Raw genomic sequence first — 23,763 nt, forward strand, 5'->3', positions numbered from 1 at the left:
TGGCCCTCATCATCGCGATGAGGGCCACATCGTTATTTCCCGGCAAATACCGAAGTCGAATGTTGTGGGTGACGCGCTGTCGGGTCGACGAGCTGCTTCACTTGGTTGATGGCGATCGGGGCTTCACCGAAGCCTGTCGCAATCAATTTCACTTTTCCTTCATAAGTCGCGATGTCACCACAGGCGAAGATGCCGGCGACCGTCGTCTCCATGCGTGAGTCGACGCGGATCGTGTTCTTCTCGAACTCCATGCCCCAGTTTTTGATTGGGCCGAGCGATGAGACGAAACCGTAGTTACAGATGAGGTCGTCGATTTCAACGAATTTCGATTCGCCGTCTTTGTCCGTCAATTCGACCGACTCGATGTGTGTCTCACCTGAAAGTGACTCAATGTTATATGGCGTCCACACGTTGATCGTCGAGGCCTTCATTTGCTCGACCGTATGCTCGTGGGCACGGAAACGGTCACGGCGGTGAACGATATGGACTTCCTTGGCGATGCCTTCAAGCATGAGCGCCCAGTCGACGGCAGAGTCGCCGCCGCCAGCGATCATGACGCGGCGGTCGCGGAACTTCTCCATGTTGTCGACGAAGTAATGAAGGTTGGCATAATCTTCGCAACCATCGATGCCGAGCGGTCGTGCGGCGAATGCCCCGTTCCCGGCCGTGATGATGATGGCTTTCGTATGGTACTCATCCTTGTTCGTCGTGATCTGGAACGTGCCGTCTTCAAGACGTTCGACCGTCTCGACCGTCTCCCCGAGGCGATAGTCCTGCTCGAACTGATCGGCTTGGGCTTTTAATTGGTCAATCAAATCTTGGGCTTTCACTTTCGGGAAGCCGGCGATGTCGTAAATATATTTTTCTGGATACAGTGTCGATAATTGTCCGCCGAGCTGCGGCAAACTTTCAATCAACGCCGTATCGAGTTGGCGCATACCTGCATAAAATGCGGTGAACAGTCCGACCGGGCCGCCACCGATGATGATCACATCTTTCGTCGATTTCATCGAATTCCTCCTCAAAACGTATACATCCATTATAGTGACAATCGTGAATTAAATCCATTCTGTACAAACATCCTATACATTCAAAAAAAATTCAAGAAGATAAGCTTTTCCATTGAGAAAACGAAATAAACAGCGTACAATGAACGAGAAGCAATTGTGAACATTGGTTGAACAAGGTTTAGGCTTTATTGTGAACATTCATGTGAAAAAACACACAACGTGATTGTTCAAGAAAACAAAACTATCAAAACAAGGTGGAAATGAACATGAAACGACCTAACATTGTTATTCTTGGCGCAGGTTTCGGTGGACTCATCACAGCGGTGAACCTCCAGAAGACGCTCTCAGCTGGCGACGCGAACATCACGCTCATCAACAAGCATGATTACCATTACCAGACGACATGGCTCCATGAACCAGCGGCCGGAACGATGAAACCGGAGCAAGCTCGTATCTACATCAACGACGTTGTGAACCCGTCACGCGTGAAATTTGTCAAAGGGATCGTCGATCGCGTCGATACTACGGCTAAACAAGTACTACTCGCAGACGGCTCGACTGTTGAATATGATTATGTCGTGTTCGCACTCGGCGGCATTCCAGAAACATTCGGAATCCCAGGCCTCAAAGAGAACGCGATGACAATCAGTTCATTGAACAGCGTCCGTAAAATCAAAGAACATATCGAATACTCATTCGCACAATACAAGACGAACGGGTCGGCTGACCGCTCGTACGTGACAATCGTCGTCGGCGGCGCAGGTTTCACAGGTATCGAGTTCCTCGGTGAGCTCGTCAACCGTGTCCCTGAGCTTTGCAAGCAGTATGACGTGCCACGTGAAGCCGTTCGCATCGTGAACATCGAGGCGGCTCCGACCGTCCTTCCTGGTTTCGACCCAGAACTTACGACGTATGCACAGAAATGGCTCGAGCGTAACGGTGTCGAGATGAAACTCGGCAACGGCATCAAAGGCGTTGAGCCTGGCGTCGTCACGTTCGGTCCGCTTCAAGGCGACACGACGGAGACGATCGCAGCGAACACGATCCTTTGGACAGGTGGCGTCAGCGGTAGCCCGATCATCGAGAAATCTGGTTTTGAAGCGGTCCGTAACCGTGTCATGGTCGAGGCGGACAACCGTGCCCCTGGTCACGACAACGTCTTCATCATCGGTGACTGCTCGGCTGTCATGGATCCGGTCTCAAACCGTCCATACCCGCCGACTGCTCAAATCGCGACGCAACAAGCGCACAACGTAGCGAAAAACATCGCGGCGCTCATCAACGGAAAATCGACTTCGAAATTCACGTATGAGAGCAAAGGGACAGTCGCTTCACTTGGCCATAACGACGGCATCGGCATCGTCATGGGCAAAAAGATCTTCGGTCGCAACGCTTCATTCATGAAGAAAGTGATCGACAACAAACACTTCCTCGAATTGAAGAAGTACGGTCTCGTCCTCAAAAAAGGTAAATTCTAAGCATATGACCAAGTAGCCCGCTCATCCGAACGGGCTACTTTTTTTGATGACGCCTCATGGTTCACCTTTGACCTAAGAGAGGGCGATTCGGTATAATAGACAACGGGAAAAGGGGGCAATCGCATGCATATCATCCAGGCTGTCATTGGGGCGATTCTTTATTTGGTCATCTTCTTCAGCATCGGCTTTATTTTGAACATGCTACTTAAAAAAACATGGACGCTCGTGTTCATCTATCCGATTTTCGTCATTATGATGATTGATAACGTCAAGCTCTCGAGTTACATCACGGAGACATCGACCGCGCTCGCCAACGTTTACGAACGGGTGCTCGGACTTCAGTTTTTGGATGTGTTCATGCTTGGTTTCGGACTGCTTGGTGCAATTTTGGCCGGCGTCACGATTCGCTACTTGCGTAAGAGTGGTTACTCAATGTTTTAAAGACGGCAGAAATGTTCGTCTTTTTTGTTTTCTGCCTACTTTTTTAGAAGGCGAACCGATATACTAGATAAGATAACGATTTAATTAGTAAGGGATGCGATGAGAATGACATTACCGATGTATACGATCAAGAAAGTGTTGAATAATAGCGTTGTCATTTGCCAACATGATCCGGAACCGGAAGTCATTCTACTCGGGAAAGGGATTGGCTTCGGCAAGAAAGCGGGCGATCTCGTCGACCCGGCCAGTGTCCCGGAGAAAGTGTATCAACTGACAGATAAAGAAGAACAATCACAATACCGTGAGCTCGTCAAACACGTCGATGAAGACTTTATTGCCTTCATGCAAGAAATCGTCGGGTTTATCGAGAACAATACGGGCAAAAAAGTCGATCAACATATTCATATCGGTTTGACTGACCACTTGTTCTTCACGATGAAGCGAATCGAACAAGGGATGGAAGTGACAAATCCGTTCTTGCTCGAGACCGAATCGCTCTATCCGAACGAGTACGCGCTCGCCGAACGTATCGTCGATATGATTCACGAGCGGCTTGACGTGCTGTTGCCGGACGCGGAGATCGGATTTATCGCGCTCCATATCCATTCGGCGACGACGTTCAAAAACGTCCTCGAGGTCAATCGACACAACCAAATCATCGGGCAAATCGTTCAGACGATTGAGAGTCGTTTGAACGTCAAAATGGACCGGAGTTCACTCGATTATAAGCGCTTACTTCGGCACTTAAGGTACGCCGTTGAGCGGGTTGCAACGGGTGAGATGGTGGAGGCCCCACAAAAAATTGAAAAGGTATTGCGCGAAGAATATCCGCTATGCTATAGTACTGCTTGGGAGCTGATGGGCATCATGGAACGCGAATTAAAGCGTCCTGTCCCGCGAGGTGAAGCGACATATTTGACGATGCATCTCCAGCGCCTAACAAGTAGATAACTGATACCACGTATCTTACGTGTTACTGATTCGATCAGGCATGAGTAAGGAGTGGAACGCAACGATTTCTCTATTAGGAGAGGTCTACGTTCTATACCTTATTCATGCCTGTTTCTGTTTTTATAAACGTTTATTATGAAAACGTTTAGATACGTCAGTTGTCTGACATCTACAGTCGTCTTTTCGCACGAAACAATCACAAAAAGGAGGATTTATCATGTTTAAGCAGATCTTTGGTGTTCTTCAAAAAGTCGGTAAAGCACTTATGCTTCCTGTTGCGATCTTGCCGGCAGCCGGTCTTCTTCTTGCATTCGGTAACGCGATGCAAAACCCGGCCCTCACATCACGCGCTGGTTGGTTAACGAACGAAGGCGTTGTGAAATTCGCTCAGCTCATGGAGCAAGCGGGTGGCATTATCTTCTCGAACTTAGCACTCTTATTCGCAGTCGGTGTCGCGATCGGTTTAGCAGGGGACGGCGTTGCCGGACTCGCAGCCATCGTCGGATTCCTCATCATGAACAAAGTTATGGGTGTTTGGCTCGAACTCACACCTGAAATCATCGCACAAGGTGATCCGGCTTACGCATCAGTACTCGGGATTCCAACGCTCCAAACTGGGGTATTCGGGGGAATCATCGTCGGTCTGATTGCCGCATGGGCATACAATAAGTACTTCAACATCGAGTTGCCGCAATTCCTTGGCTTCTTCGCTGGTAAGCGTTTCGTCCCAATCGTTACTGCAGTATTGGCAGTTGTCGCTGGTTTCGTCATGCTTCTCATCTGGCCACCAGTTCAGCACGGCTTGAACACGTTCTCAAACTTCATGTTGACTGAAAACCGCACGTTCGCGGCATTCATCTTCGGTTTGATCGAACGTTCATTGATTCCATTCGGTCTTCACCACATCTTCTACTCACCATTCTGGTTCGAGTTCGGCTCGTACACGGATGCAGCGGGTAACATCGTTCGTGGTGACCAAGCGATCTTCTTCGCACAAATTCGTGATGGCGCTGAGCTCACAGCCGGTACGTTCATGACTGGTAAGTACCCGTTCATGATGTTCGGTCTTCCAGCAGCAGCACTCGCAATGTACCACGAAGCACGTCCTGAACGTAAAGCAGTCGTCGGTGGTCTCTTGGCTTCGGCAGCACTTACATCGTTCTTGACTGGTATCACTGAGCCGATCGAGTTCTCATTCTTGTTCGTTGCTCCACTCTTGTTCGCAGTACACGCAGTCTTCGCTGGCCTTTCGTTCATGGTCATGCACATCTTGAACGTCAAAATCGGGATGACGTTCTCGGGCGGTTTGATCGACTACCTTCTCTTCGGTGTACTTCCTAACCGTACAGACTGGTGGCTCGTCATTCCAGTCGGTCTCGTGTTCGCAGTCGTTTACTACTTCGGATTCCGCTTCGTTATCCGTAAGTTCAACCTTAAAACACCGGGCCGTGAAGATGAAGTCGTTGAGCAATCAACTGCTACAGGTTCGGAACTTGCACAAGATATCCTCGTTGGTTTCGGTGGTTCACAAAACATCAAACACCTTGACGCATGTATCACACGTCTCCGCGTCGAAGTAAAAGATAAGAGCCAAGTCAACAAAGAAGAGTTGAAACGCCTCGGGGCAGCTGGTGTCCTTGAAGTCGGTAACAACGTTCAAGCCATCTTCGGACCACGTTCGGATGCATTGAAATCAGAAATGCAAGCGGTCATCGCTTCAGGTAACGAAAAGAAAGCAAACTGAATGAAGCTATAAGCCAATCCATTATGGATTGGCTTTTTTTGTATGGGTGAACCGGTTTCAGCCTAATGGCAGATGGGGAAAAGTAAGTATTCTGACAAAAGGAGGGAACCATGATGTGGAAGAAAGTGTTTGGTGTTTTGCAACGAATCGGGAAGGCACTTATGCTTCCGGTTGCGATTCTACCGGCAGCCGGTCTATTACTCGCATTTGGTACCGCGTTCCAAAACCCTGATCTCGTTTCGCTCTTGCCTTTCTTGGCAAACGATTCACTCGTCCTCGTCTGGCAAGTTATGACAGATGCCGGGGATATCGTGTTTGCCAATCTAGGTCTATTGTTCGCCGTCGGTGTCGCCATCGGGCTAGCCAACGGGGACGGTGTTGCCGGGTTAGCAGCTATCGTTGGTTATTTGATTATGAACAAGGTTATCAGCACGTGGAACGGTATTACCGCGGAAATCGCCCAGGGAGACCCGGCCTATGCCACGGTACTCGGGATCCCGACGCTCCAAATGGGGGTATTCGGGGGTATTATCGCAGGTCTCATTGCCGCATTCGCGTACAACAAGTACTTCAACATCAAGTTGCCGGATTTCTTAGGGTTCTTTGCAGGGAAACGGTTCGTGCCGATCGCGACCGCCGCATTCAGCTTATTGATCGGGATTGCGCTCGCCTACATTTGGCCGCCAATCGGTTCAGCGATCAACACGTTCTCGAGCACGATCATTGAAGCGAACGTCGCCGTTTCAGCCTTTGTCTTCGGTTTGGTCGAGCGTTCCTTGATCCCGTTCGGTCTGCACCACATTTGGTACTCTCCGTTTTGGTTCCAGTTCGGGGAATATACGAACCAGGCGGGAGACCTCGTCCAAGGGGACCAACGGATCTTCTTCGCACAATTACGTGATGGAGTCGAGTTTACGGCCGGTACGTATATGACCGGGAAGTTCCCGTTCATGATGTTCGGATTGCCTGCCGCTTGTCTCGCCATGTTCCACACGGTCCCGAAAGAGCGTCGCAAAGACGTCGAAGGACTTTACTTCTCAGCAGCCCTCACCTCATTCTTGACGGGAATCACCGAGCCGGTCGAATTCTCGTTCGTCTTCGTTGCACCTCTACTCTTTGGTATTCACGCCGTCTTTGCTGGACTATCCTTTATGACCATGCACTTGCTTAACGTAAAAATCGGGATGACGTTCTCAGGCGGACTCATCGACTATCTATTGTTCGGAGTGTTGCCGAACCGGACAGCCTGGTGGCTCGTCATTCCAGTCGGCCTCGTCTTCGCGGTTATTTATTACTTCGGGTTCCGCTTCGCCATTACGAAGTTCGACTTGAAAGTGCCGGGACGTGAAACCGTCGCCGAAGGCAAAGGCGCCCGTGCCGTCGTCGGAGACGATTTACCGTACGAAGTGCTCGTGGGTCTCGGCGGACCTGAAAACGTCAAACACCTCGATGCTTGTATCACGCGTCTTCGCGTCACCGTGAACGATGTGAAACAAGTCGATAAAGACTTGCTCAAAGATTTGGGAGCGGCCGGAGTACTCGAAGTCGGAGATAATATTCAAGCCATCTTCGGACCGAAATCGGATACGCTCAAATCGCAAATCGCGGCCATCATCGAGGGCGGCGAATACAAGCCGAAAGAAAAAGCCGTCATCACACCGGAAGCGGCCGAACATGCCGATCATCGCTTCCTCGCCCCGATGTCGGGTGTCATCTTGTCGCTCGATGACGTTCCGGACCAAGTCTTCTCGGGCCGCATGATGGGCGAAGGATTTGCCATCGAACCGAGTTCGGGACAAGTCGTTGCACCGATCACGGGACAAATCACGACGTTCTTCCCGACGAAACATGCGATCGGTCTACTTGCGGACGATGGACGCGAGATTCTTATCCATGTCGGACTCGATACGGTCAATCTGAAAGGCGAAGGATTCGTCGCCAAAGTGAAAGAAGGCGACCGCGTCGAAGCGGGGGATGTCTTGCTCGACGTTGACCTCAATTTGATTCGCGACAAAGTTCCATCGCTCATCACGCCGATCATTTCGACGAACGGAGACGGCAAAATCGTCGTCGTCCCATTCGGAGAGACGGTCGTCGCCGGTGAAGCGCTCGACTTCAGAACGGACGATAAAGGCGCCGAGTAAACAAAAAAGAAGCTCTCGCAACTGCGAGAACTTCTTTTTTTGTTACTTCTTAATATCGAATTTTTCACTGAGGAAGTTCACGACTTCTTCAGCTGTATCCATGTTGAGGACATCGTTGACGATCGCTTCTGTTTCTGACTTCGTCAAACGCTTCACGAGGCTACGTGCGCGAAGGACGCTTGAAGCTGACATCGAGAACTCGTCAAGGCCAAGTCCGAGAAGGATTGGAATCGCGAGCTCTTCTCCAGCCATCTCGCCACACATGCCGACCCATTTGCCAGCTTTATGTGCTTCTGTGATGACGTTGTGGAGAAGGTTCAAGATGGCCGGGTTGAACGGTTGGTACAAGTACGAGACTTTCTCGTTCATGCGGTCCGCTGCCATCGTGTATTGAATCAAGTCGTTCGTGCCGACTGAGAAGAAGTCGACTTCTTTCGCGAATTGCTTCGCCATGACGGCAGTCGATGGAATCTCGACCATCATCCCTGTCTCGTAGTTACCGACAGCGATGCCTTCTGCTTTCAACTTCGCTTCTTCTTCGAGAAGGAGCGCTTTCGCCGCGCGGAACTCTTCAAGTGTCGCGATCATTGGGAACATGATGGCGAGGTCACCGTGCGCTGAGGCACGGAGAAGGGCGCGAAGTTGTGTGCGGAACAAGTCCGTCTCTTCGAGGCAAAGGCGAATCGCGCGATAGCCGAGGAACGGGTTCATTTCTTTTGGAAGGTCGAGGTAAGACAATTCTTTATCTCCACCGATATCGAGCGTACGGATGACGACTTGTTTGCCGTCCATACCTTCGAGTACTGCTTTATAGGCTGTATATTGCTCTTCTTCCGTCGGGAACGTTTCTGAGTCCATGTAGAGGAACTCGGTCCGGTAAAGGCCGATGGCGTCAGCGCCGTTTTTCAACACGCCTTCGAGGTCGTTCGGTGTACCGATGTTTGCCGCAAGTTTGACTTTATGGCCGTCGGCTGTGACTGACTCTTCGTTGACGAGTTGTTTCAACTCTTCTTTGTAAGCTTCGAATGAAGCACGTTTTTCAACGTATTCATTGACGAGTTCTTCAGACGGGTTGACGAAGACGTCGCCTTCTGTCCCGTCGATGACGACGAGGTCGCCGTTCTTGATTTCTTCGAGCGCTACTTTTGTTCCGACGACAGCAGGAATCTCGAGTGAGCGAGACATGATCGCTGAGTGAGACGTACGTCCACCAATGTTTGTCGCGAAACCTTTGACGTATTTACGGTTGAGTTGCGCCGTGTCAGACGGTGTCAAATCTTCAGCGATGATGATGACTTCTTCAGAAATCGACGCAGGCGTCATGAATGTGACACCGAGGATATGCGCCATGACGCGTTTTGTGACGTCACGAACGTCGGCAGCGCGTTCACGCATGTACTCGTTATCCATCGATTCAAAGATCATGACCATCATTTGAGCGACTTCATCGAGCGCTTTCGCAGCGTTCATGTGTTCGCTTTCAATTTTGTCGTTCACTTGTGAGACGATCTCTGGATCTTCGACGATGAGCAAGTGTGCCGAGAAAATCTCTGCCTTGTCTTCGCCGAGTTCACGAAGTGTGATCTCGCGAATTTCTTCGAGTTCTGTCTTTGACTGAGCGATCGCCGCTTGGAAACGGGCTTTCTCAGCTGCTACGTCCTCGATTTTGTTTGTCGGGATGTCAAATGAAGGTGTCTCCATGACGAATGCTTTCGCAACTGCGATTCCTGCAGATGCGCCAATACCTTTAATGTGTGACATAAGCGTAGTCCCTCTCTTCAAAGAAATAGTGGTTTCCAACGTTATCTCGTTAGTTCTTACCCGAAATGAAAAAGGAACTAACGAAAACCTGGAAGATTAAAGTAGCAACGGTCTACTACTAGGGGAAGCCTCGACCGAACAAAATGGCCTCGCCTCAACAGGGAGGGATGCCTGATTGCGTACTTTCTTATCCTATCATAAAATAAATCATCGTCACAACGAGGAGTTAACGCCTGAATTCGAAGATTTATTGACTCTTGCGCATACTGTTTCATTATTTGGCAGAAGTTCGTTATGCTAACCATATATAAAGAAGGGAAGTGGCAAACATGTATCAAGTGAAAGACTTAGATTGGAACGGTTCATATGACACAATCGTCGTGGGGATCGGCGCTGCCGACACGATTGAGGAAGGACTCGATTCATTGTTTAATGGACGCGTCAAAGCATTGATTCAATCGGCAGATATTTCAACGAAAACAGGTGAAGTCTCCATCGTCCCGACGTTTGAGGGAACGGTTAAACGGATCCTATTCGTCGGTCTCGGACAACGGAACGAAAATACGGTTGAAAATGTGCGCAATTGGTTCGGGAAAGTCGCCAAACACATCAAAGCCCGTGCCTTCACGGACGTCGCGGTCGCCCTCGACACGTTCGGACCGAATACGGCGAAACTGTTTGCTGAAGCGTATGAGATGGCGACGTATGAGCATCCTACATACAAATCAGAGCCGAAACCGGCGAAACCCGACGTAACGATCACGTTGCTCGGAGCTGATGCAGAGGAAGAGGCGCTAGCAGGTGCAGCTTACGGACGTGGGGTGAATGTGGCGAGGTCGCTCACGATGATGCCAGCCAATATTTTGACGTCGGAAACGCTCGCGGACTATGCGGTCGAGTTGGCCAAACGTCACGGCTTTGAACATCGCATCATTGAAAAAGAAGAGATGGAAGGGCTCGGAATGGGCGCGCTTCTCGCCGTCAACCAAGGGTCGACGATCCCGCCGAAGTTGATCGTGCTCGAATATCGCGGAGCTGGAGACGAGGCGCCTGTCGCTGTCGTCGGAAAAGGAATCACGTTTGATACGGGCGGTTACTCGATCAAGCCGAAAGACGGCATCGTCGGTATGAAAGGGGATATGGGCGGCGCCGCGACGGTACTTGGTTTATTCGAGACGCTCGCGACGACGAAACCGAACGTGAACGTCATCGGTGTCATCCCATCGACGGACAACATGATCTCAGGGGACGCATTCAAGCCGGACGATGTCATCACGGCGATGAACGGGAAGACGATTGAAGTGCTTAACACGGATGCGGAAGGTCGTCTCGTCCTCGCCGACGCCGTTACCTTTGCCAAGACGTATGAACCGCAAGCCATCATCGATGTGGCCACGCTCACGGGCGGTGTGCTCGTCGCACTCGGTACGGAAGTGACTGGTTGCCTGACGAACGATGCGTCGCTCTACGGCGCCTTAGAAGCTGCGAGCCGTGACACGAACGAACTCGTCTGGCAGATGCCATACTTCGATGTCTTCATCAACCAAGTGCGTAAGTCGGAAGTCGCCGACTTGAACAACTCACCGGGCCGTTACGGTCATATGATTTTCGGCGGCGCTTTTGTCGGTGAGTTCGTCGGGGACACGCCTTGGCTCCATCTCGACATCGCTGGGACGAGCGAACGTTCGTCGGCGAGCGACCTCGGACCAAAAGGACCGACTGGCGTCATGGTGCGCACACTCGCCTCGATGCTCGAAGGATGGAAACGTTGAAAATTGGATTTGTATTAATCGGTTTGGCCGTCGTCTCCGGTTTCGGATACACGGCTTGGCCAAGCCGTTGGTTGTTAGGAGTGACCGTCTTTTGCGCGGTGCTCGGAGTGTTGTTTTTGATGCAGGAGGGACGCCGTGGTCGGAGTAGGAATTGATGGCGCGCGCGGGGGTTGGGTACGAATCACGTACGACAGCATCTCGCTCTGTTTGACCATCTCAGAGAAGTTAGAAGATTTATTGATCGAAGGGGCCGTGCATTTTGTCGATATGCCGAAAGACTTAGGGTCGATCGACAAGCCGGACCGAACGTGTGACGCGTGGATGCGGTCACAACTAAAAGAGCGGAAGTCATCGATCTTCACACCACCGATTCAAGAAGTGGTAACAGAAGCATCGTATGAGACGGCCAACGCGAGAAGTCGCGAACTAGTCGGAAAAGGAATCAGCAAACAAGCGTGGAACCTTGTGCCTCGGATTCGAGAGTTTCAAACGATCGCTGAAACGGACGTCTATGAGTCACACCCGGAAGTGTGCTTCGCCGTCATGACCGGGAACGAGGCGCGTTTCAGCAAGAAGACCGAGGCGGGAGAACTCGAACGGATCGAGTTGTTGCGCCGCTATTCAAAAAGCTCGCCCTGGAAGTGGAAGATGTCGAACGTACAAGTCGATGATATTATCGACGCCTGTATTTTGGCCGTGGCCGCCTATGAGGCGGGAACGACTGGGATGGTGACGCATCCGGACCAAACTGAAGGAGAGCCGTTCGTAGCGGTACCGAAGACAAAAGAGCGATGACGCGTCATCGCTCTTTTGGTGTCGTCGGCCCGAGGACGAATCTCCACATATAGTGAAACACTTGGGCGTTATAGAGCGCCTTGAGCAGAACGGCCAAGACCGGTCCTAAAATGAAGCCGAGCACCCCGAACAGTTGCAAACCGACAAAAATCGAGATGAGGGCGGCGAGCGGGTCAAGTCCAATGTGAGAACCAACGATTTTCGGTTCAGCCAAGTTACGTTGGACGATGACGACGATATACAAGATGACGAGGCCGATGGCGAGGAACCAGTCGCCGCTCACGGCGGCATAGGCGGCCCATGGCAATAACAGCGTCCCGACGCCTAGGTACGGCAACAAGTCGAAGATGGCCGCTAAAAGAGCGAAAGAGAATGGATTGTCGACCCGCAGGATGAACATGCCGACAAGGACGATCCCGAACGTGATGGAGATAAGCGTCAATTGGGCCCGGACGTAACCGAACAGGGCCGAGCGCAAATTGGTCATGACCAATTCAAATTCCTTAAAGCCTTTTCGCTCATTCAAGCGCGCGATGGACCGCATGTAGACGTTCCAGTCTTTCGTGATGAAGAACCAGGCGAGCACGATAACGATGAACAAGAGCAAGACGAGCGGTAAGGCGCTGAGGATATTTTGCAACAAACCGGCGACCCCTCGTGACAAGACGCCGATCGCGGCTCCGAGCTGGACGCCGATTTCGGTGATCCCGCCTTCGAGCGAGTTCGTCTGTCCCGGATTGAGCCGCTGGACGCTGTCATACGCATCATTGACGAACGGGGCAATTTTTTCGTTGAACATGCGCTGTATGTATTCGGTGAACGTTTCAATCTGATCGGGAAGTTTCTCGGCGGCGATCGTCAAGTAACGGATGAGTTGAGTCACCACGATGGCAATCACACCGCTGACGACACTCATGACGATAAACAAGGAGGCGAGCGCCCCAAGAGCCCGGGGCAATTTGGTCTCGCGCTCGAACCAATTGACGAGCGGGACGGTCAACAAGGATAACAAGAAGGCGAACACGAAAGGATACGTGTACGTAAAGAGGACGCTCAGTCCCCAAATGACGAAGACGAGCCCGATAATGACGAGCAGGAAACGAAGTAACTGCCAAAGCCTGGCTGGCGACACGACACATGGCCCCTTTCCTAACGATTGGATTGAGCATAGTATACCACGCAACCGGTAAATATAGAGGATGGATAGGTGATTAAACATGAAGGAATTACAACGACGAATCGATCGGATGATTATTCATTTAGGCGGCTACTGGCGGCCGCTGTCGGGGTTGGCCCGGCTGTTAGAAGAAGTGGGCGAAGTTGGCGGCGCGCTCTATGCCGACGACCGAGTCGCCCTGCGTGAAGAGCTGATGGACGTCTTCGTTATTTCGACGTGTCTGGCGAATCAATATGCCATCACCCTCACGAATCAAACGACAGACCGTGACGAGACGAAAGAAGAACGTAGCTACTACCGCCTCGTGCGCGAGGCGGGGGAAGTTGGCCGCATATTAAATGCCTACGAAGGCGATAAAAAATTGAAGGCGTCCGCGACGCCGGGATCGTTGCAACGACACATCGAGGCCGTTCAACAGGCGGTCATGGAACTTGCCGACATGAATGGATTTGACCTATTCGCGGAGATCGCCTCGTTGATCGAAGACAAGTCGTCCCGAGACTTCGGACGCTTCGACCATACCCCCGACCCGATTACGGAAGATTCGGTCCGCACGTATCGTTCTTATGTGGAAGGACGGTACTGGGGCGGGGTGAAGGCTAAACCTTTCGAAGAAGTGAGCCGATATAGAGAGCGGGAAGGGCACTTGGCGCGGTTTTTAAAGATCGCCGAAGTCGAGGGACTCGATGGGTTTGTCATTCGACAACCTGAGCCGCCTTTCCAAATCGATCGCTCCATCGAGACTGATTTGCAACTAGCGGCCCCTTTCGCCGTCGAGATCGAGCGACATGGCACTGATACGTTTTGGATTGTGCGAAAACAAGGGTAAAAACATTCACCTTTTTTGGAAAAAGTATTCATCATTTTTTCAAATATTTACTTTTTCAATAAAAGCAATGTGCTACTATGAAGGTGTTGTCAGTCGCGATGTGCGTATGGAGAAAGGAATATTTTGGATGAATATGAAGCTTTTTAAACTTGCCCTCATCATGACCGTTGTCTTGTTTTCAATCCAAATACCCGCGGTGGAAGCCGCTACTTTGGACGGAGAGACGACAGTCAACTTGAACGTTCGCTCTGCACCAAGTACGAGCGGAAAATTGATACAAACGCTAAAAAAGGGAACAAAAGTAAAATATGTAATTTATAACAAATCGTGGAGTAAGATATATTTAAACGATCGAACGTACTATGCTTCTGCCCAGTACATCAAGCGAATCCCGTCTCAATCCACGACGGTCACGAAGCAAGCTGCCACTTCGACGGGTGTGACGACCGTCAACTTGAACATCCGTGTGTCGGCGCATAGCAAGGCGACCGTGTACCGGACGCTTAAAAAAGGCACAACCGTTCAATATGCCGTGCATAACTCGTCTTGGGCGAAAGTGTACTTGAACGGGAAGACGTATTATGCGGCCAAGGCATATATTGCTCCGAAAGCCGTCGCATCGACACCAGCCCGTGAAACAGGCTATACGAACCGTGATTTGAAGTTGTTTGGCGAACGGAATCAGCGTTCGTCGGTGTTGAAGGTATTGCCGGCCAAGTCAGCGGTCGTCTCGAGCAAATATAACTCGAGCTGGTCGGTTGTCTACGTTGGCAGTAGCACATATTATACGCCGACGGCATGGATCACGCCGGGAACGTTGAAACCGAGCGCGGCAAAAGTAAACGGTCATGCCAACCGTGAGTTGAAGTTGTTTGGCGAGCGCAATCAGCGTTCGAAAGTGTTGAAAGTATTGCCGGTCACGACGGAAGTCGTCTCGAGCAAATATAACTCAAGCTGGTCGGTCGTCTATGTCGGAAGCGAAACGTATTATGCGCCGACGGCTTGGATTACGCCTGGGGCACCGACGATGCCTCCGCCGACGACGAAACCGCCAGTCGTAAAAGTCGATGGTCATGCCAACCGCGAGTTGAAACTGTTCGGCGCGCGCAACCAACGTTCGACGGTGTTGAAAGTGTTGCCGGCCAAGTCGGCGGTCGTCTCGAGCAAATATAACTCGAGTTGGTCGATCGTCTACATCGGCAGCAAAACGTATTACACGCCGACGGCATGGATCACACCGGGAGCGCCGCCGGTAACGAAACCGCCGACGACGAAACCGCCGGTCATTCAAAAAGTAACAGGATATGCGAACCGAAATGCCAACCTGTTCAAGAAGACGCTTCAATCATCACCGGTCGCTCGTGTGTTGCCGAAGTATACGCCGGTGACGTACAGCAAACATAACTCGAGCTGGTCGGTCGTCTATATCGGGTCGGACACGTTCTATACCCCGACAGCTTGGTTGTCGGCCGGGAAGGCCCCGGACGCCCCTGCGGCGACGCCTAAAGGGAAAGTGTACACGAACACACCAGGGGACGTCTTGAACGTCCGGGCGAGAGCCTCGGCGAGCTCGACGATTCTCGGCCGACTCGCTCATGGCACTCAAGTCGACCATTACGGCTCGACGAACGGCTTTTATAAAATCAAGTACAACGGTCGCGACGGCTACATCGCGACGGCTTACGCGATGACGCTCAAGCCGAGCGCGACGAGCAACGCCGTCATCGTACTCGATGCGGGCCATGGAGGCGGTGACCCGGGAGCGGTGAATGGATCGCTCTATGAGAAGGCAATCGTTCTCGATGTGACGAAACGAGTCGAGGCGTATCTTCGTTCGAAGTATGACTACCAAGTCCGGTTGACGCGCTCGACGGATGTCTACTTGACGCTTGACCAACGCGTTCAGACGGCAAAAACGCTTCGCGGCAACTTGTTCGTCAGCTTGCACACGAATGCTGCGACGACTCAGTATGCTAAAGGTGTCGAGACGTTCTATTCGTCTTATTCAGCCCACAGTTCGAAGAGCCGTGTGCTGGCGACGAACATTCAATCCAATTTGATGGGCAAGATGTCCGGGATGACGAACCGCGGTGTGAAGACGGCGAACTATTATGTGATTCGTTATAATACGATGCCATCGGCCCTCGTCGAACTCGGTTTCATCTCTTCGCCGCAAGACGTCACCCACTTACGGAGCAACGCCTCACGCCAACGGATGGCGGAAGGTGTCGCTGAAGGGATCGCTCAGTACGTACGCGCTTATCATTAAATTTCATCCATTAAAAACGCCCCGACTCACGATGAGTCGGGGCGTTTTGTGCTTATAGGTCGTCGAAGCCGTTGGCGTCGGTGACTTTTGCGTACGAGCGTGACTTCTGTTCGAAGAAGTCGGATTTCGTGGCATTCAATGAATCGTCTGAGTACGCACGAATCCACGGCATGACGTCTTCGTTGAACCCTTCATACAGATCGTTCAAGCCGATGACGCGGAGGCGCTTGTTGGCGAGGTATTTGACGTAATCGCGCATCTCGCTGACGTCGAGCCCGTCGAGGTCGCGAAGGACGTATTCGCACCATTCGACTTCGAGGTCGACGGCTTCCGCCATCGTGTCATAGACGAACTGGCTGAAGCTGCCGTCGGCGTCGATCTCCGGGTTTTCCGTCAAGACGGCCCGGAGCAACTGGCTGACGAAATACGAGTGTTGCATCTCGTCACGCTGGATGTAGCTGATCATCGTCGACGTGCCGACCATCTTCTGGTGACGGGCCAAGTTGTAGAAGTAGGCAAAACCGGAATAGAAGTTGATGCCTTCGAGAATAATCGAGGCGACGAGCGACTTGGCGAACGTCTCGGCCGTCTGGTCGGCCCGGAAGTCCTCGTATAAGTCTAAGATGAACTGATTCCGTTTCATGACCATCTCGTCGTCCTTGGCGATATCGAAGATGCGATTTTGCTCGCTGAGCGGGACGAGGCTCGAGAGGACGTAGCTATATGATTGGTTATGGACGACTTCTTGTTGAGCGATGACGGCGAGCACGGCGTGCACTGACGAGTCTGATGAGAACATCGATGACTCGAGGATATAGCGTGTCTGTACCGAGTCGAGGATCGACAACAACCCGATGATCCGTTTGAAGGCGTCTTGTTCACGCTCGCTCAACTGCGGCCATTGCTGCATGTCTTTCGACATCGAGATCTCATCCGGGATCCAGAAGTTTGAGAGCAGTTGTTTATAGATGGTGTAAAACTGCGGATAGGCGATGTCGTTCCAATTGACGATGGAACTCGTCTCGCCCCCGATAATGGCAGTCGCCCGGTTAGGATGTTTGGGCGACAGTAGTTTGATCTTTTGAATGGTCATGGACATATACTCCTTCTTCGGTGTTTCTAGCCAACCGTTCGGCCCAGTGACGGACGTTGTACGGTTGATTGCGCGGTGACTGCTCGATTTTCAATGTCTCACCGGCGAGGGGAATTCCGTATTTCGAAAGGTGGTAGGCCATCTCGTCGACCGCTCGGCAGAAGTGGACGAACATCTTGTCACCTGTCCCAAACACGGCGGCTTGGCGAAGCGGCACATTAAGTTCTTTCAAGACGAGACGGAACGTATCTTTCATCTCGTCCGGCAAGACGCCGTCCGCCCACGTATACGACCCGAAGTAAACGAGGTCGTACGTGGCGAGTGATTGGGCTTCGCGATGGCCAATGCGGTCCGCTTCATATAGGGCGACACGGTCGCCCCGATGGACGTGGGTCGCCTGAATCAGCTCGGCGACCTCTTCTGTATTCCCGCTCATCGAACTATAGACGATTGCGACGTTCATGGTTGGTCCCACCTTTCTGTTACGTGACGTTACGAAGCACACGATTCACATTCGTCGACTTCAACAGTCGTCGAACGCGTGTAGTAAATTGATTTCATTCCGAGTGACCAGGCCTCGAGATGCATCGAGAGGAGCTCGGTCGCTTTCACGTCATTTTTGACGTAAAGGTTGAAGCTGATCGCTTGGTCGATGTGACGCTGGCGGGCCGCGTTTTGACGGATGCTCCAGAGTTGGTCGACTTCGAACGCTGATTTATAGAACCAGTTTGTCTCCGGGTTGAGGTCAGGGACCGTCACCGGGATCTTATAGTTTTTCTTCTCTTCCGAGTAGACCTTCTTATAGACCGGATCGATCGAAGCCGTGCTACCCGCGATGATCGCTGTCGACGAGTTCGGTGCGACCGCCATCATGTAGGCGTTGCGGACACCGTTTTGATGAACCGCTTCCGCGAGGCCGTCCCAATCGAGTTCATCGTGTGAGCGGTAGTTACGGCGTTTGAAGTACTCACCCGTATGCCACTCCGATCCTTCGAAGACGCCGAATGCGCCTTTTTCTTTGGCTAATTCCATTGACGCTTGAATCGTAAGGTAAGCAATCTTCTCATACAGCTTTTCCGCGTACTGGACGGCATCGACCGATTCCCAACGGATGCCTTCGAGGGCGAGCAGGTGATGCCAACCGAACGTTCCGAGTCCGACGGCGCGGTATTTCTGGTTCGTGATCATCGCTTGTGGCACTTCAATCGTGTTCAAGTCGATGACGTTGTCGAGCATCCGCATTTGAATCGGGATGAGTCGCTCGAGGACGTCCGATTTGACGGCTCGGGCGAGGGCGATTGAGCTCAAGTTACAGACGACGAAGTCACCAGGTGTCTTCGTGATGACGATTTTTCCGTCTTCCGTGTACTCTTCATCGATTGTCGTCGGCGACATGTTTTGCGCGATCTCTGAGCAGAGGTTCGAGCTGTAAATCATGCCCGCGTGTTTGTTCGGGTTGGCACGGTTCACGGCGTCGCGGAAAAACATGTAAGGCGTTCCTGTCTCGAGCTGTGAGCGCATGTACCGTTTGACGAGGTCGATGGCCGGTACCGTTACGCGCGAAAGCTCCGGCGTATTGACGCACGCTAAGTATTTCTCGGTGAACGAACCGCCATTTTCCGTCTCATCGTAGAAGTCTTCAAGGCTGAAGCCCATGACCGTACGAATTTCGTGTGGGTCGAACAAGTGCCAGTCGCCACGTGCTTCGACCGTACGCATGAACAAGTCGGGCAAGCAGACGCCTGTGAACAAGTCGTGAGTCCGAAGGCGCTCGTCCCCGTTGTTCAATTTCGCATCGAGGAACTCAAAAATGTCCTTATGCCAAATGTCGAGGTAGACGGCAATCGAGCCTTGGCGCATGCCGAGCTGGTCGACCGAGACGGCCGTGTTGTTCAGTTGCTTCATCCAAGGGAGCGCGCCGCTCGAGACGCCTTTGAAGCCTTTGATGTCGCTGCCGCGTGAGCGGATCTTGCCAAGATAGACGCCGATTCCGCCGCCGCCTTTCGAGAGCGTGGCCACATCTGTGTTCGAGTCGTAGATGCCGCGGAGCGAGTCGTCGACCGTGTCGATGAAACATGAGCTGAGCTGCCCGTACGATTTCCCGGCGTTCGAGAGCGTCGGTGTAGCAACCGTCATATAGAGGTTCGATAATGCCCAATACGCTTCTTCGACGAGTTTCACACGTTGGTCAGCGTTCTCTTTTTGCATGAGCGTCATGGCGATGACCATGAACCGCTCTTGCGGCAACTCGTACAAGTTTTTGACGTGGTCGCGGCCGAGGTAACGGTCTGCTAACGTCCGGAGACCGATGTATGTGAACATGCGGTCACGTGACGGGTCAATCAACGTCTCCAAGTGGGCGATGTCTTCTTTCGAGTACGTATCGAGTAGTGCTGAGGTGAAGATGCCTTTTGTCGTGAGCGTCTCAATCATTGGATAGAGAGCGCCGTAACGCATCGAGGCGTCATAACCGCGGTTACGGGCCGCTTCTAAATAGAGGCGGTTTAAGTACATTTCTGTGGCGACGAACGTCCAGTCCGGCTCTTCGGCCTTCAACATATCGAGGGCGTGCATCGTCAAGAGTTCATATACTACATCTTGTGTCAGTGTCTTTCCTTCGAGCGCCCGGACGGCTCGTTCTTCGTATCGTTCGACACTAAGCTGTGGGTAGCGTTGTTTTAATGATTGGATCAATGTCGAGACGTCAGTAAGTGTTGGCGCAGCAGCCAACATCGTCTCGTGATGGATAGGGGATGTCAAAACGATCACTCCTTCTTCGGATGTAGATATTATAAAGGTATAGCGGAACTTGTCCGATTCGACGTCAATGATGGATGAACGTGATAAATATCCGTTAACTATATATTGACGTTTTATTGTCTTTTTAATCATAAATCACCTATATTTAGTTTTGCAATCTTGACATTCGGCAAACTGTCGACGCCTAGATTACTTTTACTCAAAAACGGCGCTATCATCCGATTTGAGATGAGATATGAGATAGAAAAAAATTAAATTGACGTTTGCGTGAGAACCCGTGCAATTTTATGTAAGCGGTCAATCATGAACCGGATGTCCAAATAAACGATAAATTCATTGGATTTCGTCCTATCTTCTATTCAATTTACGATTTGAGCGATTACTATATATAGTGACGACTGCTTTTTCAAAACGAGGGAAATTCGAACGCTCACTAGCATCGAACTGAAAAGTGAGGTAGATTGAGGGAGTACGATTTGAAATCAAGGTAAAAAGAAGGGTTTAACAAATGAGAGCAGAAGACTTATTATTAGCATGGGACCCACTCGGTTACGGGCTTGGGTCGTATGGACCAGAGTTTGACGATATCGCCTTGGCGCTCATTCACGTCGATTCGATCGATCAATTGGATGACGTGATTCGACAGATCTTAACAGACGCTTTTGGCGACTGTCCAAGTGAACCAGAAACACGGGCCATGGCGGCACGACTACTCGCGTCTTCAGAATCTTGTCAACTATAAGGGGGAACCACGATGTTACGTATCGATCCAACACCGAATCCAAATGCAATGAAAATTACACTTCCTGAGAACGTCTTCGGCGCGAAAAGCCAAAGCGTGAAAGCCGGCGAAGAGACGGACCAACCGCTTCTCGCAAAACTCGTCGCCATCGAAGGCGTCGAGAGCGTATTCGCCTATGGCGATTTCGTCACGGTATCGAAAGAAAACGGCGTCAGCTGGGAAGCCATCTTGCCGCACGTCGAAACTGCTTACCGCGGATGAACCCGCTCGTTTCCATCGTCATCCCGGTCCATTCGCGGGAGACGGAACTGACGGAACTGCTCGAATGTCTGGTCGTCCAGACGTTCGGGGAGTTTGAAGTACTTGTGATCAATAATGACGGGCCGCCAAAACAGCATCTTTTGGCGCCTTTTTTGAATCGATTATCGATTCGATATATCGAGCTTGGCGAGAATCATCACGTCAAAGCCCGCAATCGCGGCGTACAGGAAGCGAGCGGCGACTATATCCTGTTGCTCGACGATGATGATTTGCTCATGCCGACCCATATCGAACAAGCGCTCGAGGACATCCGTTCGGCCGACCTCGTCTTCACGGACGCGGAACTGTTCCGCTTTACGTGGGAAGATGGGCGCCGTCGCGTCACCGACTGGGAGGCATTCGCCTATGCCCTCGATTTGGAGCGACTTCGCCAAGACTCGACGTTTATCCCGTCCGGTACGCTCTATCGAAAACAGCTCCACGAGACGATTGGATCGTTCGATGAGGACGTTTATAACTACTGGGATTGGGATTTCATTCTACGTGTCAGTGAGGTCGGGACGATTCGTCATCCGGCCCGCGCGACGGTGCTCTATGCGTTCAATGGCACCGACAACTTGTCGGCCAAACAAGACGAGACGCGCCGTCGTTACTTTGATCGGTTCTGTCACAAGCACGGTTTGGTCAATATGGAAATGAAGAACTTCCATATCGTCCAAGCCGAACGACGGGACTATGTGAGACAGACAGAGAGAACGTTCACAGGGGCGTTCCCCGGTAGAACGGAAGGAGAATAACTATGTATACATCGAAAGAACTAGAATTGCTCGAGCTGCTCGAAGAGAAAGGCTACCTCGAGACGAAACTGTTGGCGAACTTGCTCGCGACCGACGAGGCGACTGTCGAGGCGATGCTCGAGAAGTTCAAGGCGGACGGTATCTTGCTCGGCTTCCGGGCGATGGTCAACTGGCAAAAAATCAATCGCCACGATGTCACGGCGTTCATCGACGTCAAAGTCACTCCGAAACGGGGTCGTGGTTTCGATGAGGTCGCGGAACGCATTTATCGCTTCCCGGAAGTGACGGCGCTCTATTTGATGTCAGGGGCTTACGACCTGCAAGTCGTCATTCGGGCGAACTCGCTTCAAGACGTCGCGTCGTTCGTTTCGGACAAATTGTCACCGCTTGACTCGGTCGTCTCGACGACGACGCACTTCAAATTGAAGACGTATAAGCATGATGGCATTTTATTCACCCCGCAAGTCGAAGACAAACGGTTGAATATTACGCCATGAAGTCACTATCCCAACAAGTCGTCTCAATGAAGCCGTCCGGCATTCGCCGATTCTTCGATTTGGCGCAAACGATGGAAAACGTCGTCTCTCTCGGGGTGGGAGAGCCGGATTTCATCACGCCGTGGAACGTGCGCGAGGCGAGCTATGCGGCGCTCGAGCAAGGCTACACGGCCTATAGCGCGAATGCCGGTCTCCTCGAGTTACGTCAAGAAATCGCTGGTTACATGGCGGACCGGTTCGGGGCGACATATGACCCGGCCACGGAACTGATCGTCACGACGGGCGCGTCGCAGGCGCTCGATATCGCCTTCCGGGCTCTCCTCAACCCGGGTGACGAGGTCATCGTCGTTGAACCGGCTTTTGTCTCGTACGGGCCGCTCATCGAGCTCGCCGGCGGGACGGTCGTCCCGGTCGCCTGTCGTCCGGAGAACGGGTTCCGTCTGAACCGGGAAGACGTCGAAGCGGCGATCACGGAGCGCACGAAAGCGATGCTCCTCTGCTTCCCATCAAATCCGACCGGAGCGACGATGACGGGTGAAGAACTCACCGAAATCGCGGAACTCGCGACGAAACATGACCTTTGGGTCGTCAGTGATGAAATTTACGCCGAACTGTCATATGACGAGCCGTTCACAAGCTTTGCGACGCTTCATGATATGCGCGAGCGGACGATCGTCGTCAACGGGTTCTCGAAGGCGTTCGCGATGACAGGCTGGCGACTCGGGTTCACATGTGCGCCGGAAGTCGTGACACGGGAGATGCTCAAAGTTCATCAGTACGGCATGATGTGTGCCCCGACGCTCGTTCAGTTCGGCGGTCTCGAGGCACTGAAGAGCCGTGACCAGCATGTACCGAAGATGGTGAAGAGCTATCGGCAGCGCCGTAACTACTTCATCCAGGCCCTCAATGACGCCGGGTTACCGACGCACGTACCGGGTGGGGCGTTCTACGCCTTCCCATCGATTCGCCACACCGGATTGACGAGCGAAGAGTTCGCCGAGCGTCTCTTGCTCGAGGAACGGGTCGCGGTCGTGCCGGGAAACGCCTTCGGCGCGAGCGGTGAAGGCTTCGTCCGGGCTAGTTACGCGACGTCGGTCGAACAATTACAAGAAGCGATTCGTCGCATCGATCGGTTCATGAAACAGTTCGAAGTGACGACGACAGTGACAGACTCTCAGCGATGAGGGTCTGTTTTACGTTTTAGTGGTATAATAGATGGGAAAAGACGAGCGAGGTGAGGTC

The 23,763-nt window shown here is 52.0% G+C and carries 19 protein-coding genes and 2 pseudogenes; 15 read left to right on the forward strand and 6 right to left on the reverse strand.

The window, feature by feature from the left end; all coding sequences use genetic code 11:
* Positions 1–32: 32 nt before the first annotated feature.
* Entirely contained in the window at positions 33–1,010 is a 978-nt protein-coding gene (locus FED52_RS04665; RefSeq protein ID WP_029595122.1) for an NAD(P)/FAD-dependent oxidoreductase, read from the reverse strand.
* A gap of 266 nt (positions 1,011–1,276) precedes the next feature.
* Between FED52_RS04665 and FED52_RS04670 the strand changes: the two genes are divergently transcribed.
* The 5 genes and pseudogenes from FED52_RS04670 to ptsG (FED52_RS04690) form a co-directional block, all read left to right on the forward strand.
* Entirely contained in the window at positions 1,277–2,488 is a 1,212-nt protein-coding gene (locus FED52_RS04670) for an NAD(P)/FAD-dependent oxidoreductase (protein ID WP_138859130.1), read from the forward strand.
* Between the two features lie 123 nt (positions 2,489–2,611).
* Positions 2,612–2,929, forward strand: a complete 318-nt coding sequence (locus FED52_RS04675) for a YuiB family protein (protein WP_021065526.1) — start codon at positions 2,612–2,614, stop codon at positions 2,927–2,929.
* 105 nt (positions 2,930–3,034) lie between these two features.
* Positions 3,035–3,880: a glucose PTS transporter transcription antiterminator GlcT gene (glcT, locus tag FED52_RS04680; protein WP_021065527.1), complete on the forward strand. Its 846-nt coding sequence runs from the start codon at positions 3,035–3,037 to the stop codon at positions 3,878–3,880.
* Positions 3,881–4,097: 217 nt separating this feature from the next.
* Positions 4,098–5,597: pseudogene (gene ptsG, locus FED52_RS04685) on the forward strand (glucose-specific PTS transporter subunit IIBC); the annotation flags it as partial.
* 140 nt (positions 5,598–5,737) lie between these two features.
* Positions 5,738–7,675: pseudogene (ptsG, locus tag FED52_RS04690) on the forward strand (glucose-specific PTS transporter subunit IIBC); the annotation flags it as partial.
* Positions 7,676–7,810: 135 nt separating this feature from the next.
* On the opposite strand, the gene ptsP reads toward ptsG (FED52_RS04690), so the two are convergent.
* Positions 7,811–9,529 carry a phosphoenolpyruvate--protein phosphotransferase gene (gene ptsP, locus FED52_RS04695; protein ID WP_138859133.1) on the reverse strand — a complete coding sequence of 573 codons (1,719 nt, stop codon included), beginning with the start codon at positions 9,527–9,529 and terminating at the stop codon, positions 7,811–7,813.
* Positions 9,530–9,858: 329 nt separating this feature from the next.
* Here ptsP and FED52_RS04700 point away from each other — a divergent pair, with 329 nt between their 5' ends.
* From FED52_RS04700 to FED52_RS04705, 3 genes are read left to right on the forward strand one after another with little or no spacing between them, the layout of a single operon-like run.
* Entirely contained in the window at positions 9,859–11,301 is a 1,443-nt protein-coding gene (locus FED52_RS04700) for a leucyl aminopeptidase (RefSeq protein ID WP_138859134.1), read from the forward strand.
* Entirely contained in the window at positions 11,298–11,456 is a 159-nt protein-coding gene (locus tag FED52_RS13860; protein WP_161787546.1) for a hypothetical protein, read from the forward strand. The genes FED52_RS04700 and FED52_RS13860 overlap by 4 nt, the downstream gene beginning before the upstream one ends.
* Positions 11,437–12,096: a DUF429 domain-containing protein gene (locus FED52_RS04705; protein WP_138859135.1), complete on the forward strand. Its 660-nt coding sequence runs from the start codon at positions 11,437–11,439 to the stop codon at positions 12,094–12,096. Before FED52_RS13860 ends, FED52_RS04705 begins: the two co-directional genes overlap by 20 nt.
* Before the next feature lie 4 nt (positions 12,097–12,100).
* On the opposite strand, the gene ytvI is transcribed toward FED52_RS04705, so the two are convergent.
* Positions 12,101–13,228, reverse strand: coding sequence for a sporulation integral membrane protein YtvI (gene ytvI / locus FED52_RS04710; protein ID WP_138859136.1), 1,128 nt, complete (start codon positions 13,226–13,228; stop codon positions 12,101–12,103).
* An 85-nt stretch (positions 13,229–13,313) separates the two neighbouring features.
* Between ytvI and FED52_RS04715 the strand changes: the two genes are divergently transcribed.
* Positions 13,314–14,102 carry a MazG nucleotide pyrophosphohydrolase domain-containing protein gene (locus tag FED52_RS04715; protein WP_034778353.1) on the forward strand — a complete coding sequence of 263 codons (789 nt, stop codon included), beginning with the start codon at positions 13,314–13,316 and terminating at the stop codon, positions 14,100–14,102.
* 127 nt (positions 14,103–14,229) lie between these two features.
* Positions 14,230–16,371 (forward strand): N-acetylmuramoyl-L-alanine amidase, encoded by a 2,142-nt coding sequence (locus tag FED52_RS04720; RefSeq protein ID WP_167491773.1) that lies wholly within the window; start codon positions 14,230–14,232, stop codon positions 16,369–16,371.
* A 52-nt stretch (positions 16,372–16,423) separates the two neighbouring features.
* On the opposite strand, the gene FED52_RS04725 is transcribed toward FED52_RS04720, so the two are convergent.
* The 3 genes from FED52_RS04725 to FED52_RS04735 are packed head-to-tail and all read right to left on the reverse strand — an operon-like array spanning position 16,424 to position 20,224.
* A complete protein-coding gene (locus FED52_RS04725) occupies positions 16,424–17,464 on the reverse strand; it encodes a ribonucleotide-diphosphate reductase subunit beta (protein WP_034778351.1) in 1,041 nt (346 codons plus the stop codon).
* Complete coding sequence (locus FED52_RS04730) at positions 17,421–17,927, reverse strand: flavodoxin domain-containing protein (RefSeq protein ID WP_138859138.1); 507 nt, start codon at positions 17,925–17,927, stop codon at positions 17,421–17,423. The genes FED52_RS04725 and FED52_RS04730 overlap by 44 nt, the downstream gene beginning before the upstream one ends.
* A 29-nt stretch (positions 17,928–17,956) precedes the next feature.
* Positions 17,957–20,224, reverse strand: coding sequence for a ribonucleoside-diphosphate reductase subunit alpha (locus FED52_RS04735; protein ID WP_256441389.1), 2,268 nt, complete (start codon positions 20,222–20,224; stop codon positions 17,957–17,959).
* Positions 20,225–20,732: 508 nt separating this feature from the next.
* Here FED52_RS04735 and FED52_RS04740 point away from each other — a divergent pair.
* From FED52_RS04740 to FED52_RS04760, 5 genes are read left to right on the forward strand one after another with little or no spacing between them, the layout of a single operon-like run.
* Positions 20,733–20,966, forward strand: a complete 234-nt coding sequence (locus FED52_RS04740) for a DUF1871 family protein (RefSeq protein WP_034778345.1) — start codon at positions 20,733–20,735, stop codon at positions 20,964–20,966.
* A gap of 12 nt (positions 20,967–20,978) precedes the next feature.
* On the forward strand, positions 20,979–21,227 hold the full coding sequence (locus tag FED52_RS04745; RefSeq protein ID WP_034778343.1) for a NifU N-terminal domain-containing protein: 249 nt from the start codon (positions 20,979–20,981) through the stop codon (positions 21,225–21,227).
* Entirely contained in the window at positions 21,224–22,024 is an 801-nt protein-coding gene (locus FED52_RS04750) for a glycosyltransferase family 2 protein (protein WP_138859140.1), read from the forward strand. Before FED52_RS04745 ends, FED52_RS04750 begins: the two co-directional genes overlap by 4 nt.
* Before the next feature lie 2 nt (positions 22,025–22,026).
* The gene (locus FED52_RS04755; RefSeq protein WP_021065542.1) at positions 22,027–22,521 is read left to right on the forward strand and encodes an Lrp/AsnC family transcriptional regulator; all 495 of its coding nucleotides are present in this window, start codon (positions 22,027–22,029) and stop codon (positions 22,519–22,521) included.
* Positions 22,518–23,705, forward strand: a complete 1,188-nt coding sequence (locus FED52_RS04760) for an aminotransferase (RefSeq protein ID WP_138859141.1) — start codon at positions 22,518–22,520, stop codon at positions 23,703–23,705. Before FED52_RS04755 ends, FED52_RS04760 begins: the two co-directional genes overlap by 4 nt.
* Positions 23,706–23,763 lie beyond the last annotated feature (58 nt).

Source organism: Exiguobacterium mexicanum (assembly GCF_005960665.1).
In the GTDB taxonomy this organism is placed as follows: Bacteria; Bacillota; Bacilli; order Exiguobacteriales; family Exiguobacteriaceae; genus Exiguobacterium; species Exiguobacterium mexicanum_A.